This window comes from Actinoplanes sp. NPDC019969 (assembly GCF_055562375.1).
The window spans coordinates 1,300,526-1,315,493 of sequence record NZ_JBVHFK010000001.1; the positions used below are offsets into that span (position 1 = coordinate 1,300,526).

A 14,968-nucleotide genomic window follows, 5' to 3' on the forward strand; every position below is an offset into this window, starting at 1 on the left:
GCCCCGGCGGATGCGAAACGGCCCCCGCTCAGAGAGCGAGGGCCGTCCAGGCTTGCGGTCAGCCGTTCTTCTTCAGACAGAGCACCTCGTCACCCTTGTCCTTCGGGACGACGATGTACGGCTGGGTCGCGTCACCGCACTTGGTCTTCTCCGTCTGGATCGAGACGACAGTGAACGTGTCCGGCTCCGAGCACTCCGCGACCACCGGGGTCGACCCGTTCCGCTTCACACACTGACCCTGCGACACCTTGAACTCGTCGTCCCCGGCAATCAGCCAGACCAGACCGAAGATCAGGCCCAGGAAGATCGACGCGCCCAGGACGACGGCCAGGGCCACCGGCACCGTCTTGACGTTCGACTTCGCCGGAGCCGGTGTCGCCGTCGGCTCCGGGGCCTTGAACTGGTCGAACTTGCCCTGCTCGTCCGCCGGGCCGGGCCAGCTCGTGGTGTCCTCCGGGCCGGGCGGCGTCACCGTGGCACGCGCCGCCGGGCTGTTCGGGTACAGACCGCCGCCCGGCTGCTCACCCGGAAGCGGGGTCAGCGCGGGCGCCGGCACGTACGGCGAGTTGCCGCGACCGGACACGTCGGTGGTGTGCTCGTTGAACTGGTCGTTGAACGGCGGGCGGCCACCCTGCTCGGGCGGGGCGCCGAACGGCGGTCCGGAGAACTGGCCCCCCGGTCGCCCGAACTGGTCACCCGGCTGGTTTCCGGCAAGCCCGTGATCACCGAACTGGTCACCGGAACCCCCGAACGGCGGCTGCGCCGAACCGGGGAACTGCGGCGAACCCGGCACGGCCGGCGAACCGGGGCCACCGAACGGCGCACCGGAACCCGGCGCCTGCGGCGAACCCGGCATCGCGAACGGCGAACCGCCAGGAGCATCCGGCGGAGAGACCCGCGCGCTCGCCGTCGCACGGGCGGTCGCCGTCGCCGGCGGCGTGCTGTCACCGGGCGGCGGGAACGAGCCGAACCCGTTCCGGTCGTCGTCCTGCTGCCCGCCCGGGAAACCACCGGACTGCGGCTCGTTGTCCGCCTGCGACGAACCACGCTGCGGCAGCCCGAACCCGCCCGACGGGATCTCACCCTGCGGGCCGAACCCGTTCGACGGGCTGCTTCCACCCTGCGGGCCGAACCCGCCGTCACCGCGCTGCGGCAGCCCCTGCGGGGCGCCGAAGCCGCCGGACGGGCTCTCGCCCTGCGGGGCGCCGAAGTCGTTCCGGGGCTGGCCGAACGCACCGGACGGACTCTCGCCCTGCGCGGAGCCGAAGTCGTTCCGCGGCATGCCGAAGCCGCCGGACGGGCTCTCCCCTTGCGGGGCGCCGAAGTCGTTGGGCCGCCGGAAGCCACCGGACGGGCTCTCGCTCTGCGGCGCGCCGAAATCGTTCCGCGGCATGCCGAAGCCATCGGACGGGCTCTCCCCCTGCGGCGCGCCGAAGCCCCCGGACGGACTCTCGCCCTGCGGGGCGCCGAAGTCGTTCCGCGGCATGCTCTCGTCCGGGCCCGGACCGGCAGCGAAACCGTTCGGGCCGTCCACGGCCGAGGCCGCCTGGTAACCGCCGGACGGACCACCGAACAGGGAGTCGGAAGCCGGCGGGAACGAGGGAGCGGCGTGCGCACCGGACGGGGCCTCGTCCAAGCTCTCCGGCTCCTCCGGCGTCGCCGGCGCCGGCCTGCCGTAGACCCGGGCCTGCGGCGCGGACGACGACGGCGGCGGCAGTTCGGCGGCCTCGGCCGGGGAGACCCGGCCCGGCACCGAAGCGCTGGCCGTCACCGGACGGGCCGAACCGACCGCGGGCTTCCCCGCCGGATCACGCGGCTGCGGAACCGCGGACGCCCCCTGCTGATCGGCAGCGGCCTGCCCGTCGGCGCCGGACAGCGCGCCGTGCGGACCGGATCCGGCCTCACCCAGAGCCGACCCGCCACGCGTGTCGAAGCCGCCCTGCGGGTCGGATCCCGCCGGGCCGCGCTGGTCGAAGCCACCGAGCGGGTTCTGTGGGTCGGACCCTGCCGGGCCGCGCTGCTCGAAACCGCCCAGCGGGTTCTGTGAGTCGGATCCTGCCGATCCCCGCTGGTCGAAGCCACCGAGCGGGTTCTGGGAGTCGGATCCTCCCGGGCCGCGCTGGTCGAAACCACCGAGCGAACCGGGTGCGTCCGAGCCACCCGCCGGGTTGCGCTGGTCGAAGCCGCCACCTGCGGGATTGCGCTGGTCGAAGCCACCACCCGACGGGCTGTGCTGGTCACCGGAGTAGGCGCCGCCCGGGAACGAACCGGGCTGCGATTCAGCGCCGGGGAACGAACCCTGCGGGTCCGCCGAGGTCGGGGCGGACGCCGGAACCGTGCCACCCGAAGCGAGCGACGCGCCCGGAACCCGCTGCGGGTAGCCGGCAGGGCTGGTCGACGGCGCGTCGGTGTCGCGTCCGGCCGGAGCGTCCGACGACGAGAAGGGCGCCGAACCGAACGCCTGCTGGCTGCGGATCGGCAGATCCAGGCTGGGCTGGGCACCGGAGCCGGCCGTGGACGGGTCGGCAGCCGGACCGGCCGGGGCACGCAGCGGGAAGCCGCCGCCGTCGCCACGCCGGGACGGGAACGTGTCGGCTGCCGGGCGCGGGGCGCTCGGCGCGGCCGGGGCCTCGGCGGGCCGGGCGTTCTCCCGCATCCAGCTGTTCTGCGCCGGGCCGGCGGTGAAACCGGCCGGACCGGCGGCGGAATCACCCTGGCCGGAGCCGTCCGGAAGGTCGGACAGGCTGGCGCCGGGAACGCGGACCGGCTGGTCACCGAATGCGGAGAACGGGGTACGGCCGAGGCCGCCGTCCTCCGGAGCGGTCGCGCCGGGAGTGCGGGTGGGCAGGCCGCTCGAGCTGAGCTTCGGCGGCGGGAACCCAGCCGGGCTCGCGGGCGCGGGCGACGACTCCTGGCGTCCACCAGGGGGGAACCCACCGGACTCGGCCGGCGGGAAGCCGCCGGAGTTGGCACCCGGGAAACCGCCCGAGGAAGACGGCGGGAAGCCACCGGACTCCGGCCCACCCGTCGAAGCGGGCGGCGGGAACCCGGCCGAATCCGCTGCGGACGCCGAGCCGAAAGACGCGGGACCACCGGAAGCGCCGGCCGCCGGGCCGAAGGACGCGGGTCCACCGGAAGCGCCGGCTGCCGGGCCGAAGGACGCAGGGCCACCGGAGGTGCCGGCTGCCGGGCCGAAGGTGGCGGGACCGGAATTCGCCGCCGGGCCGAAGGAAGCGGGTCCACCGGAGGAACTCGCCGACGGTCCGAAGGAGGCCGGGTCACCGGAGGAACCGGCTGCCGGGCCGAAGGGTGCGGGCCCACCGGAGGTCGCCGCCGGGCCGAAGGAAGCGGGGCCGTCGGAGGAGTTCGCCGAAGGGCCGAAGGACCCCGGCACACCCGCCGAGCCGAAGGAAGCGGGCCCATCCGAAGAAGAACCGGCGGGCGGGAAGCCCGGGGCTCCCGGCGACGTGCCGTTCCCCACGGGAGGGCCGTAAGTAGAGGTGGGCGGCGGGAACTCCGACGACCCGAACGACCCGGAGCCGCTCGGAGCCGAGAACCCCGCAGGCCCGGAGGTGGCCGCGCCACCCGGAGTCCCGTAGGTGGCGCTGGGCGGCGGGAACTCCGACCCGGCGGAGGCCGGGGACGCGGGCGCGGTGCCCGGCGGAGCCCACGGCGGCGGGCCGGCGTCGAACGGCGCGGGCGCGTTGCCGGAAGCCGGAACGGCCGCGGCGCCGGAGGCCGGGGCGGAACCGAACGGCTGCCCGAACTGCGCGGGCGCCCCGTAGGACGACGCGGCCTCGGGGGAGACGGACCCATATGGCGAGGCGCCGCCCCGCTGCGGGAGATCACCCTCGGGCTCGGGGACGCGGGCCGAACCATACGACGTCCCGGCAGGGGTGGGGCCCTGGCCGAAGGTGGAGACGGCGGGCACGACGAACGGCGAGCCCCCACCGGGGGCGCTGGCCGGAGGTGGCCCATACGAGTTGGGGAAGCCCTCAGCGGGCGGCTGGGCCGATGCCCGGCCGGCCGATCGCTGCAGGTCGGGCCGCTGACCATCAGGGTCGTGCGGGAACCCGCCCGACGTGGGTCCGCCCGACGTGGCCTCGGCCGGCTGACCGGCGTGCTGCCCCTCGGACGTCATACGCGCCTCCTCATCGATGCGGCCGTGCCAGCTTTGCACGGACGCGACCCCAGGATGGGGCCGTGCCAGCTTTCCGGCTTGGCCGTGCTGGGGCCGTGACGTTGTCGCTGCCGGAGGCCCCGGTCACCCGCACCGACCGGCCGTGCCGATTTGGGGACCGTGCCCACGGTACCGGGCGGGCGCGGCGGGAGGAATCCCGGTCTACGCCCCGGGGGGACGGTAACCGGATCTTCGAGGGTGTGATCGGACACGAAACGGCCCGCCCGGGTCACCCGGACGGGCCGTTCGTCGTGGTGGCGGCCCCGGACAGGGCCGGGGGTCTCAGAAGACCCGGTGCTGCGCGAAGATCGCGATCTCGTCGCGCATGGCCTGCGTGGGCGCCACCTGAAGAGCGCGGTCGATCGCGCGGTTCTGGCGGCTGATCATCCGGCGCTGGCGGTAGCGGTCGATCATGGTGCGGGCGGTGCTCATGACTCTGCTCTCTCCCCCGGTGGTGACCGGTGTCGTTCCCTACGGTGTCGCCTGCCGCTCGTGACGGAGGCGCGCGTCCCGTTGTCTACTCCATTATCGACGGAACAACGGGACGCGGCCAGCGATTTCGGGGGTGAGCTGGGTCATGAACCTAAGGATCGAAGGTCAGTCGCCGATCAGGCCGAAAGACCCTAGGTCCAGCTGAGCATCGCCGCCTCCGGGTCCTCGAGGAAGGCGCCCACGTCACGCAGGAAGCGGGAGCCCAGCTCGCCATCGATGATCCGGTGGTCGAAGGAGAGTCCCAGGGTGGTGACCTGGCGGATCTTGATCTTCCCCTTGTGCACCCACGGCGTCGGCCGGATCGCGCCGAACGCCAGGATCGCCGATTCACCCGGTGGCAGGATCGGCGTGCCGGTGTCGATCCCGAACACGCCGACGTTGGTGATCGACAGCGTGCCGCCGGTCATGTCCGACGGTGGCGTCTTCCCCGACTTGGCCGTCCGGACCAGCGCGTTCAGCGCGTCGGCCAGTTCCCGCAGAGTGAGCCGGCCGGCGTCCTTGATGTTCGGGACGATCAGCCCGCGCTCGGTCGCGGCGGCGATGCCGAGGTTCACGTAGTCCTTGACCACGATCTCGCCGGTCCCGCCCGACCAGGTCGAGTTGACCATCGGGTGCCGCCGGGCCGCGACCAGCACCGCTTTCGCCACCAGCAGCAGCGGCGAGATCCGGCTCTCGGCGAACTCGGGCCGCGTCTTCAGCTTGTCCAGCGCCTTCATCGACCGGGTCACGTCCACGGTGAGGAACTCGGTCACATGCGGCGCGGTGAACGCCGACGCGACCATGTTCTCCGCGGTCAGCTTCCGCACACCCTTGATCGGGATGCGCTGCTCACGGGACCCGTCGAGGACCGGTGCGGTGGTTTGGGCCGGCGCCTCGGTCACGGTCTGCCTCGCGCCTTCGGCGATGCGGTGTACGTCCTCCCGCGTCACCGACCCCATGGGCCCGGTCCCCTCGATCGTGGCCAGGTCCACTCCGAGGTCACGGGCGAGTTTCCGGACCGGCGGCTTGGCGAGCACCGGCCCGGTGACGGTCCGGGTGACAGCCGCCGGCGGAGCAGCCACGGGCACCGGCACGACCGCCACGGGCGCCGGGACGACTGCCACGGGCGCGGCCGGGGAACCTCCGGTAGCCGCCGGAGGCGGGGTGGGTGTGGTCGCGTCTGTGGACTGAGCGCCCGTACCACCGCGGGGTCGTCTCTTGGCAGTTGTGGTCTTCGGGCCGTAACCGACGAGCACCGCGGTGCGCCCGCCGGGCGCCGGACCTCCGATGAGGCCCGCCTCGACCTCTCCCTCGGGAGCCGCCGCCTCGGGAGCCGCCGTGGGATCGGTGTCGATGGCGATGATCGGTTTGCCGACCTCCACGACCGTCCCGGCCTCGTGGAAGATCCGGGTGACCACGCCGCCCCACTTCGCCGGGATCTCGACCGCCGCCTTCGCGGTCTCCACCTCGACGATCGGCTGGTTGAGGTCGATGGTGTCACCGACCTTGACCAGCCAGGTCAGGATCTCGCCCTCGGTCAGCCCTTCGCCGAGGTCGGGCAGGTTGAACTCCTTGATCCGTGACATCGGGCTCACCAGCCGAACGAACGGTCGACGGCGTCCAGGACCCGGTCGAGATCGGGAAGGTATTCCTCCTCCACCCGGGACGCCGGATAGGGCGTGTCGTAGCCGGTGACCCGCAGCACCGGCGCCTCCAGGGAGTAGAAGCACTCCTCGGTGACCCGGGCGGCGATCTCCGCGCCGAGGCCGGCGTTGCCGGGCGCCTCGTGCACGACGACGGCGCGGCCGGTCCGCCGGACCGACTCGAAGATCACCGGGTAGTCGATCGGGGACAGCGAGCGCACGTCGATGACCTCGAGTTCGCGCCCGTCCTCGGCGGCGGCGGAGGCGGCGTCCAGCGCCACCTTGACCATCGGCCCGTACGCGAGCAGCGTCGCGTCCGTCCCGGGCCGGACCACCTGTGCCGAGTGCAGCGGGAACGCCCCGGCGAGCGGCGCGTCGAGATCGACCGCACCCTTCTCCCAGTACCGCCGCTTCGGCTCGAAGAAGATCACCGGGTCGTCGGAGGCGACGGCCTGCTGAATCATCGTGTACGCGTCGGCGGGGTTGGAGCAGGTCACCACCTTGAGACCGGGGGTGTGCGCGAAGTACGCCTCGGGCGACTCGGAGTGGTGCTCGACCGCGCCGATGCCGCCGCCGTACGGGATGCGGATGGTGATCGGCAGCCGCACCGCGCCGCCGGAACGGAAGTGCATCTTCGCGACCTGGGCGACGATCTGGTTGTACGCCGGGAACACGAACCCGTCGAACTGGATCTCACAGACCGGCCGGTATCCCCGGATGGCGAGGCCGACAGCGGTCCCGACGATGCCGGCCTCGGCCAGCGGCGTGTCGATGACCCGGTCCTCGCCGAAGTCCTTCTGCAGGCCGTCGGTGATCCGGAAGACGCCGCCGAGCTTCCCGACGTCCTCTCCCATGATCACGACCTTGGGGTCGTTCTCCAGAGCTCGGCGCAACCCGTGGTTGAGTGCCTTTCCCAGGGTGATCATCAGTGCGCGCTCCCGTCGAACGAAGCCTGGTACTCCACGAACGCCTTACGCTGCGCGTCGACCTCCGGCGAGCCGTTGGGGTACACGTTGTCGAAGATCGTCACGGGTTGTGGATCAGGCATCGCCAGCACCCGCTCCCGCAGGTCGAGCGCCTTCTTGTCGGCGTCCGCGTCGACCTCGGCGAAGAAGTCGTTCTTACCGATCTTCTGCTTGGTGAGGAACGCCTTGAGCCGGCTGATCGGGTCCTTCGCCTTCCAGGCCTCGACCTCGCCGGCCATCCGGTAACGGGTGGGGTCGTCGGAGCTGGTGTGGGCGCCCATCCGGTACGTGTACGCCTCGATCAGCGTCGGGCCCTGGCCGTTGCGCGCGTTGTCCAGCGCGTGCCGGGTGACCGCGAAGCTGGCCAGCACGTCGTTGCCGTCCACCCGGATGCCGGGGAAGCCGTACCCGCCGGCCCGCATGTAGAGCGGGACGCGGGTCTGCCGCTCCAAGGGCTCGGAGATCGCGTACTGGTTGTTCTGGCAGAAGAAGACGAGCGGGGCGTTGAACACCCCGGACCACACGAACGCCTCGTTGACCTCGCCCTGGCTGGTGGCGCCGTCGCCGAAGTAGGCGATCACGGCCTCGCCGTCGCTCGAGCCGATCTTGCCGTCCATGGTGATGCCCATGGCGTAACCGGTCGCGTGCAGCGTCTGTGAGCCGATCACGATCGTGTACGGGTTGAACTTGAACTCGTTCGGATCCCAGCCGCCCTGGTCGACGCCGCGGAACAGGCCGAACGGCATGATCGGGTCGATCCCGCGGGTGTAGAGGACGCCGTGCTCCCGGTACGTCGGGAAGGCCATGTCCTGCGCGCGCAGCGCCCGCCCGGATCCGACCTGTGCCGCCTCCTGCCCGAGCAGGCTGGCCCAGATGCCCAGCTCACCCTGCCGTTGCAGGGCGACCGCCTCGGTGTCGAGCCGCCGGACCGTGACCAGGTCCCGGTAGAGACCGCGGTATTCCTCGTCGGTGAAGTCGACGGAGTACGTCGTCCCGTCAGCGGTGGTGACGCTGTCGATGCGTTCCCCGTCGGGGGTCAGCAGTTGGACGAAGCCGCCGGCCGGGATGTCCGTGCCGGCACCGCTCTCGCCTTTCGCCATCCGTGTCTCCTGTTTCGTCTCAGCGCCCGCGGCGGGTGTCTCCCGGCCACGCGGCGGCTCTCGGTGTGCCGCGCCTGGCCCGGGTGGGGGTTGCCGCGCGACATGACGGCCCGCCGTGCCCCGCTGGTTGGCGAAGATCACAGTTGCGATGCCGTCGCTCCCATCCTGACAGAATCAGTGACCTTCCTTACAGGCCGCATGGATCACGAATGAAGATTTTCTGCTGACAAATCGTTAAGGGTATTTGTCCGATTTAAGGAACTTTGTACTCTCACTCTTGCACGAATGGCCCTTGTGCACCGCTGCCGAATGAGGCCCGTGTCGTTCATCCCCAATGACCGCGACTGATCCAAGTTGATCTTTCTCGTGAGGGGGTTTCTCGCGTGCCGCACCTGCCCGACGACGACTTCGCGCCACCGCCCAAGGTGCTGCGCAAGCGCCTCAACGGGGTGTACCGCGAGGACCTCGGCTTCTCCGGTCCCACCCGGCGTTACGTGCTGATGGTCGCGATCCTCGTCGGGCTCGCCTCGGTGCCGACCCTCGCCGTGCTCACCACGGGAACCAGCGAGATCACCGGCCAGGACCGTCCACGGCCGATGGAGATCCCGTTCCTGCCCCCGACCGCGACCGGGCCGGTGCTGCCGACACCGACCCGGGCCGCGCCTTTCCCCCCGTCGTCGGCTTCGCCTCCGCCTCCGGTCCGCCCGTCGGCCTCCGGTCGGCCTGCTTCACCTGCTTCACCCCCGGGGTACGACCGGGGCACGCCGAATCCGGCCGGAACAGCGCCGCGCCGGTCGGCTTCGGTCTCCCGCGCGCCCGTCTCCTCGCCGCGCGGGCCCGGTTCCCCGCCTGTTTCCTCGCCGCGCCAGCCCGCGTCTCCGCCTGTTTCTTCACCGCGCGGGCCTGCGCCTCCGCCTGTTTCTTCACCGCGCGGGCCCGCGTCTCCGCCTGTTTCCGAGCCGCGTCGGCCGGCTGCTGCGCCGCGTTCCTCCGTGCCGCGCCGGCCCGCTCCGAAACCGGTCCGGCCGAGGCCCGGTCGCATTCCCGTCATTCCGGATCTGCCGGCCGTTCCGGAAGAGGACCGCATCCCGGCGCCGATCATTCCGGACGACCTCCCGTCCATTCCTGACCTGCCGGAAGTGCCGGACGAGCCGGGCCGTCCCGGCCGGGCCGACACCGATCAGCCCGACCCGGAACCGACTGATCGCGATAAATACGACAAACCCGACGGTGTCAAACCGCATCATCGGGGCACTCCCCGACCGGACGACAGACACCGATCGCCGGGCCGCCCGCGGAAACCGGCCTGCGAGAACTCCGCCGCTCCACCCGAGCGGGCCACCCGCCGGCACGCCGGACGTGCCGCCCCGAACACCGCCCCGGCCGGCGATCCGCCCCGGCGCCGGGCCCGCTCCACCGACGCATCGCACGCCCACGACCGCCGGTCACCGGACCGGCCCCGACACAGCCGGAGGTCAGCCGTGGCCGAACGCCCGTACAACATTCGCCCGTCCCGGGTCCTCGAGCAGAGCTACCACGACAACAGCAACGTCGTGCGCCGCGTGCTCACCGACGTGAACAGCGAGGAGAACCGGATCGCCAACCGCCCGTACCGGGGCATGCACCGGGCCGAGCACACCAACCATCCGGACCCGGGTTACGACCGCAGCTCCCGGATGGGCCGGCACCACGCCGAGTACAGCGACGACCCGTACATCAACCGCCGTTGACAGAGAACCAGCCGGGGTTTTCGGCTCACTCGTCGCGGTTGGCTTCGATCCAGGCCTCGATGGCGGCGTTGTCGTTCGGGTCGACGCCCTCCGCGATGAGCTGGGCCACCGCCGCCGTCGCCGGGCTGCGCCGCTCGCCGGTCGTGTAGAGCCGGGCGAACTCGGGGATCAGCTCCTCCATCGCGTTCTCGGTCTCCTGGACCGCGGCCGGCGGCAACCCGCGCCGCCGGGTCGAGAACGCCGACCAGGCCCGGACCACCCGCGGCATCATCGCCGCGTCGTCCAGGTCCAGCACCGCCCGCCGGTGCACCCAGTCGAGCAGGAACAGGCCGCCCACCGCAGGACTCCAGCGCAGCGGATCCTCGCCGGGCAGGGTCGACGCGTGATCCAGCACCAGGCTCAGGCAGAACTCCAGCGACGCCGTCTCCGCCGTGCCGGCCGTGCCGGTCGGCAGGTCGAACCGGGCCGCCTCCGGTGAGGTCAGGAACTCCCGGACCAGATCCGCCCCGGTCGGCCCGGCGGGCTCGTCCAGCGGCGGCGTGGTGACCGACGGCAGCAGGGCGATCCGGGCGCCGGCGAGCGCCCGGTCGGTGGCCAGCGAACCGTCCTCCGGCAGGTCGCCCAGCTCGTCGGTGACCAGCAGATGCCGGCCCACCTCGTCACGCAGGCGGCCCGGGTCCTCGGTGCGGAACCAGGTCAGCTCGTCGGCCGCACAGATCTCCCGCACCTGGGCGAGCAGGGTGCCGGCCGAGGTGGCGACGAAGACGTCCTTGGTGATGCCGATGTTGTGGTCGACCAGCGCCACCACGGCATGCTCGGGGCCGCCGTCGGAGTCGTCCTCGTACGCGAAGGTGACCAGGTAGGAGGTCTGGTCGCCGTAGACGTCCCCATAGGCCCAGCAGCCGGTCGGGCGCACCCGGCCGAGGTGGGCGGCCCAGGCGGGGGTGTGCGCGCCGTGACCCACCCGGGCGGCGCCCTCGGCGTCCGGGACGAGCGCGGCGAAGACCTCGCGGATGGTAGCGGCGGCCGGGCTGGCCGGGCGGGTCGTCGCGGTCAGGAAACGGCCGACGAAGTCACGGACGGCCTCGGCCCGGTCCTCGGCGGCAACCGCGTACACACTGCCGAGCAGGGCGGTGCCGAGCATCTCGGCGTCCAGCGCACAGCCCAGTTTCGTGACGTCGCGGGCCGCATGGATCACGGCGTCGTACGCGGTCCGGGGTGCGGGCATGCCGCGAGCCTACGCCCGCGGCCGCCCGCTGACCTACTCCGAACGTACGACGCCGAGCGCTTCTCTCGCCTGGGCGTACGCGTTCAGGACCTCGCGCACCGGCGCGACCACGTGCCCGCGCCCGACCTCGGTGACCGCCGCCCGCAACCGCGTCTCGGCCCGCCGCCGCGCCCGGCGTGCCCCGGCCCCGATGACCGGCTGCAGGAGCAGCCACAGCAGGAATCCGCCGAGCAGGCCGGCGAGCAGCAGCAGGGTGGCCAGCGGGACGGCGCCCACCTCGACGTCGATGTCCGGCAGCCCGAGCGCGGTCAGGGCGTACCCGGCGATCAGCCAGCCCAGTCCCGCCGCCGCGACCGCGAGCAGCACCCACTGCACGATCCCGACCGCCCGCCACCAGCGCGGCCGGCGTTCCATGCCCAGGTCGGTCTGCGCGACGGCCCGGTCCAGCGCGTCCGGCAGGTCGGCCGCCCGGGAACGCGCGGCGGTGGCCAGCGCGGGCGCCCAGACCTCCGGCAACGGCGCCGCGGCGCGTTCGGCGACCGCGCGGACGGTGAGGCCAACCGCCGACTTCTGCGCGGCGTCCGCCTCCGGCACGGAGGTCCGCGGCACCACATCGGTCGACACCGAGTCGGTCTTGACCGGCTCGGCCAGATGCAGCCGGCGCAGCGGGTCCGGCCGCAGCCGCCGCAACCCGCGGACCAGCGGCCAGCCGGTCGCCGCCGCGGCCCGGTGCCGGTAGGCGCCCGCCGTCGCGTCCGCCACGCCCGGCACCCCCGCCGACGCGGCCAGCGAGTCGCACAGCTGCTTGACGGTCGCCCGGTCCACCTCGTCCTCGGCGGCCGGCGGGCCGATCACGGCGCCCAGCTCCTCGCCGACGGCGTCCAGGTCGGCGGCGAGCCGGCGCAGCGCGGCCTGCCGGTTCGCCACCGTGCCCTCCAGCGCGGTCCGCAGCTCGGCGAGCATGCCGGGCTGTTTCGCCGAGGTGGCGATCACCGGGGCGCCGGTGAGCCCGTCCTCCTCCAGCAACCGGGTCAGGTCGCCGAGCACCAGCTCGGTGTCGCCGGGGCTGAGCCGGTCGGCCTGGTTGAGCACCACGATGGTGACGCCGGCGTGGGTGCTGAACTGCGAGAGGTACGCCCGGTGCAGCACCCGGTCGCCGTACTTCTGCGGGTCGACCACCCAGACGATCTGGTCGACCAGGCCGAGCAGCCGGTCCACCTCGAGCTGGTGGGCGTGCTCGATCGAGTCGAAGTCGGGCAGGTCGAGCAGGACCAGCCCGCGCAGCGACGCCTCGTCGTCGCCGTCCAGCGCGCTCTCCCGGACGAACCGCTGCCGGGGCAGCACGCCGACCCAGTCGAGCAGCCGGCTGGCCGGTTCGAGCGGGCCCCACACCACGGCGTGCGCGGTGCCGGTGGTGGGCCGGCGCACCCCGACCTGCGAGAGCTTGAACCGGGCGAGCGCGTTGAACAGGCTCGACTTGCCGCTGCCGGTGCTGCCGGCGAGCGCCACCACGGTGTGGTCGAGGGAGAGCGAGAGCCGGTTGCCGGCCCGCTCCACCAGCGTGTGCGCGGTCACCAGCTTGCTGTCCGGAAGGTACGGGTCGACGACCCGCAGGAACCGGGACAGCGCCTCGAGCCGGCGTGCCAGATCGCCGGCGTCGAGGTGCTCGTCACGCGTCTTCTGTACCAAATTCATGACCCTGACCCGGTCAACGCGAGTTCCTCCCTGGCGGTCTCCACCTCGGTGGCGGTCTGGCGCAGGAGCGTCCCATGAGCCGTCGTGAGGCGCACCGCCGAGGTCCGGTTCGTGTACCGGGCGGCCTCGGTGGCGAACAGATCCTCCACCCGGGCCAGCAGATCGGTCCGGGCCCGGGTGGCAAGCGTACGGATGGCCTGGTCCCCGAAGATCGCTTCGAGCACCTTCTGGGCGGCGACCGCGCTGCCCGCGCCGGCTGCCACCTCCAGGCCGGTCGGGATGAAGGCGGTCGAGGTGAACACCGCGATCATCACGGCGAGGCCGGCCCCGTTCACCGCGTAGGCGGCGCCGCGCGCGACCGTCCGCTTCTCCGCGGCCTCCTTGCGGACCAGCTCGAGCACCCACTGCTGCCAATCGCGGACCAGCCGGTCGGCGCGCTGCGCCAGGTCGGCCGAGGCGTGCTGCAGCTCCGGCTCCAACAGGGCGTCCCCGGCCGGGTGCGCCTGCCACGCCGAGTACGCCTGCTCGGCCGCGTCCGCCGCGACCCCGCGCAGCAGGGTGACCAGCTGGGACTCCATGGCCGTCTGCAGGTTCCGTGCGGGCGTCGGACGGCCGATCAGGGCCGCGACCAGCCGGTCCCGCAGGTGCCCGACCCGTGACTCCAGGCCGCGGACCAGGTCGCCGGTGCCGACGAACTCCTGCCAGCGGGCCAGCACCTCGCCCCGCAGCAGCCGGCCGTCGCGCAGCCCGTCCTCGACGGTGCGGCGCGCGGTGCGATAGGCCGCCTCGACCCGCTCGTCCAGCGCGCGCGCCGTCCGGACCTGGTCGTCGACGGCCTCGGCCAGCCCGCCCAGCGCCGGGGCGAGCGCGGCCAGGGCGCCGTCCAGGGTCTGCCGGACCACCGTGCTGCGGGCCCCGGCATCCGCCGCGAGCTGGGCGAACCAGACCCGCATCGGGCCGATCGCCGCCTCCGGCAGCAGGCCGCGCTCGTCCAGCTCGGTCTCCGGCAGCACGAACAGCGGCGCGGAACCCAGGTCCTTGGCGGTCAGCATCTCGCCCAGGTGCGCGGCGATCTCGGCGGCGGCGTCGCCGGGCACCCGGTCCAGCACCAGGGCGATCACGGTGCCGCGGAGCCGGGCGGTGGTGAGCAGCTCCCAGGGGACGGCGTCGGCGTACCGCGCGGCGGTCGTGACGAACAGCCACAGGTCCGCCGCGGCCAGCAGCTGGGCGGCGAGCTTGCGGTTGTGGTCGACCACCGAGTCGATGTCCGGCGCGTCCAGCAGGGCCAGCCCGGGGCCGATCGCCGGGGTCGCCACCACCTGCAGCGCGTCCGGGGCGGTGCTCGCCTCGCCGGTCCGGGTGAGGCCGGGCAGGAGCTCGCCGCGGGTGTACCACGGCAGGTCGTCGGGGTGGGTCACCAGCACCGGCGACCGGGTGGTCGGGCGGAGCACGCCGGCCGAGCTGACCGGCGCCTGCACCAGGCTGTTGACCAGGGTCGACTTGCCCGCGCCGGTGGAGCCGCCGACCACCACCAGCAGCGGGGCGTCGGGCCGCGACAGGCGCGGCAGCAGATAGTCGTCCAATTGGGCGATCAGGGCCGAGCCGACCCGCTGCGCCTCGTCGGCTGAGGGCAGGACCAGGGGGTACGAGACAGCGCCGAGCGCCGTCCGCAACCGGCTGAGCGCGGTCGCGAGCCGTCTCAGAGCGGGCGGGACGTTTTCCAGGTTCACCGGACGAACCTGACCGCCACCCGTACGATCTGATGGGTCTATGGCCGCTTTCACCTGCAGTTTCTCATCCGTTACGGCGGGGACGGCGGAAAGGGCCGACGGACCGACCGCGTCTCCGTGCGTCGTCACGGGTAAAGCGTGCACGATCTATGCATCCAGGACAACGGGTCCTGGTATGCCGTGACCTGACAGGTATGTGCCGGTGCCCTTCCGGAGCGTCGACTTG

Annotated in this window: 9 protein-coding genes; 1 reads left to right on the plus strand and 8 read right to left on the minus strand. The window is 72.9% G+C overall.

Annotation, left to right across the window (positions count from 1 at the left end; all coding sequences use genetic code 11):
- Positions 1-58 precede the first annotated feature (58 nt).
- The 5 genes from ACZ3II_RS06195 to pdhA form a co-directional block, all read right to left on the minus strand.
- Complete coding sequence (locus ACZ3II_RS06195; protein WP_465516494.1) at positions 59-4,141, minus strand: LppU/SCO3897 family protein; 4,083 nt, start codon at positions 4,139-4,141, stop codon at positions 59-61.
- A 321-nt stretch (positions 4,142-4,462) separates the two neighbouring features.
- On the minus strand, positions 4,463-4,612 hold the full coding sequence (locus tag ACZ3II_RS06200; RefSeq protein ID WP_173476684.1) for a hypothetical protein: 150 nt from the start codon (positions 4,610-4,612) through the stop codon (positions 4,463-4,465).
- Positions 4,613-4,803: 191 nt separating this feature from the next.
- Positions 4,804-6,237 (minus strand): dihydrolipoamide acetyltransferase family protein, encoded by a 1,434-nt coding sequence (locus ACZ3II_RS06205; RefSeq protein WP_465516495.1) that lies wholly within the window; start codon positions 6,235-6,237, stop codon positions 4,804-4,806.
- Positions 6,238-6,242: 5 nt separating this feature from the next.
- The gene (locus ACZ3II_RS06210; protein WP_465516496.1) at positions 6,243-7,220 is read right to left on the minus strand and encodes an alpha-ketoacid dehydrogenase subunit beta; all 978 of its coding nucleotides are present in this window, start codon (positions 7,218-7,220) and stop codon (positions 6,243-6,245) included.
- The gene (pdhA, locus tag ACZ3II_RS06215) at positions 7,220-8,359 is read right to left on the minus strand and encodes a pyruvate dehydrogenase (acetyl-transferring) E1 component subunit alpha (protein ID WP_465516497.1); all 1,140 of its coding nucleotides are present in this window, start codon (positions 8,357-8,359) and stop codon (positions 7,220-7,222) included. The genes ACZ3II_RS06210 and pdhA overlap by 1 nt, the downstream gene beginning before the upstream one ends.
- Positions 8,360-9,840: 1,481 nt before the next feature.
- On the opposite strand from pdhA, the gene ACZ3II_RS06220 reads away from it, so the two are divergent.
- Positions 9,841-10,089, plus strand: a complete 249-nt coding sequence (locus ACZ3II_RS06220) for a hypothetical protein (protein ID WP_465516498.1) — start codon at positions 9,841-9,843, stop codon at positions 10,087-10,089.
- A 25-nt stretch (positions 10,090-10,114) separates the two neighbouring features.
- Here the strand turns inward: ACZ3II_RS06220 and ACZ3II_RS06225 are convergent, their stop codons facing one another.
- Genes ACZ3II_RS06225 through ACZ3II_RS06235 form a run of 3 tightly spaced genes read right to left on the minus strand, consistent with a single transcriptional unit; the run spans position 10,115 to position 14,871 of the window.
- On the minus strand, positions 10,115-11,317 hold the full coding sequence (locus tag ACZ3II_RS06225; RefSeq protein WP_465516499.1) for a hypothetical protein: 1,203 nt from the start codon (positions 11,315-11,317) through the stop codon (positions 10,115-10,117).
- 33 nt (positions 11,318-11,350) lie between these two features.
- Positions 11,351-13,012: a GTPase family protein gene (locus tag ACZ3II_RS06230; protein WP_465516500.1), complete on the minus strand. Its 1,662-nt coding sequence runs from the start codon at positions 13,010-13,012 to the stop codon at positions 11,351-11,353.
- Complete coding sequence (locus ACZ3II_RS06235; protein ID WP_465516501.1) at positions 13,009-14,871, minus strand: ABC transporter; 1,863 nt, start codon at positions 14,869-14,871, stop codon at positions 13,009-13,011. Before ACZ3II_RS06235 ends, ACZ3II_RS06230 begins: the two co-directional genes overlap by 4 nt.
- Positions 14,872-14,968 lie beyond the last annotated feature (97 nt).

What these genes read in the sequence shown, in the direction of transcription:
- ACZ3II_RS06200 (WP_173476684.1), bottom strand. Translation starts at nt 4,612, where the DNA reads ATGAGCACCGCCCGCACCATGATCGACCGCTACCGCCAGCGCCGGATG.
- ACZ3II_RS06195 (WP_465516494.1), bottom strand. Translation starts at nt 4,141, where the DNA reads ATGACGTCCGAGGGGCAGCACGCCGGTCAGCCGGCCGAGGCCACGTCG.
- ACZ3II_RS06205 (WP_465516495.1), bottom strand. Translation starts at nt 6,237, where the DNA reads ATGTCACGGATCAAGGAGTTCAACCTGCCCGACCTCGGCGAAGGGCTG.
- ACZ3II_RS06230 (WP_465516500.1), bottom strand. Translation starts at nt 13,012, where the DNA reads ATGAATTTGGTACAGAAGACGCGTGACGAGCACCTCGACGCCGGCGAT.
- pdhA (WP_465516497.1), bottom strand. Translation starts at nt 8,359, where the DNA reads ATGGCGAAAGGCGAGAGCGGTGCCGGCACGGACATCCCGGCCGGCGGC.
- ACZ3II_RS06210 (WP_465516496.1), bottom strand. Translation starts at nt 7,220, where the DNA reads ATGATCACCCTGGGAAAGGCACTCAACCACGGGTTGCGCCGAGCTCTG.
- ACZ3II_RS06225 (WP_465516499.1), bottom strand. Translation starts at nt 11,317, where the DNA reads ATGCCCGCACCCCGGACCGCGTACGACGCCGTGATCCATGCGGCCCGC.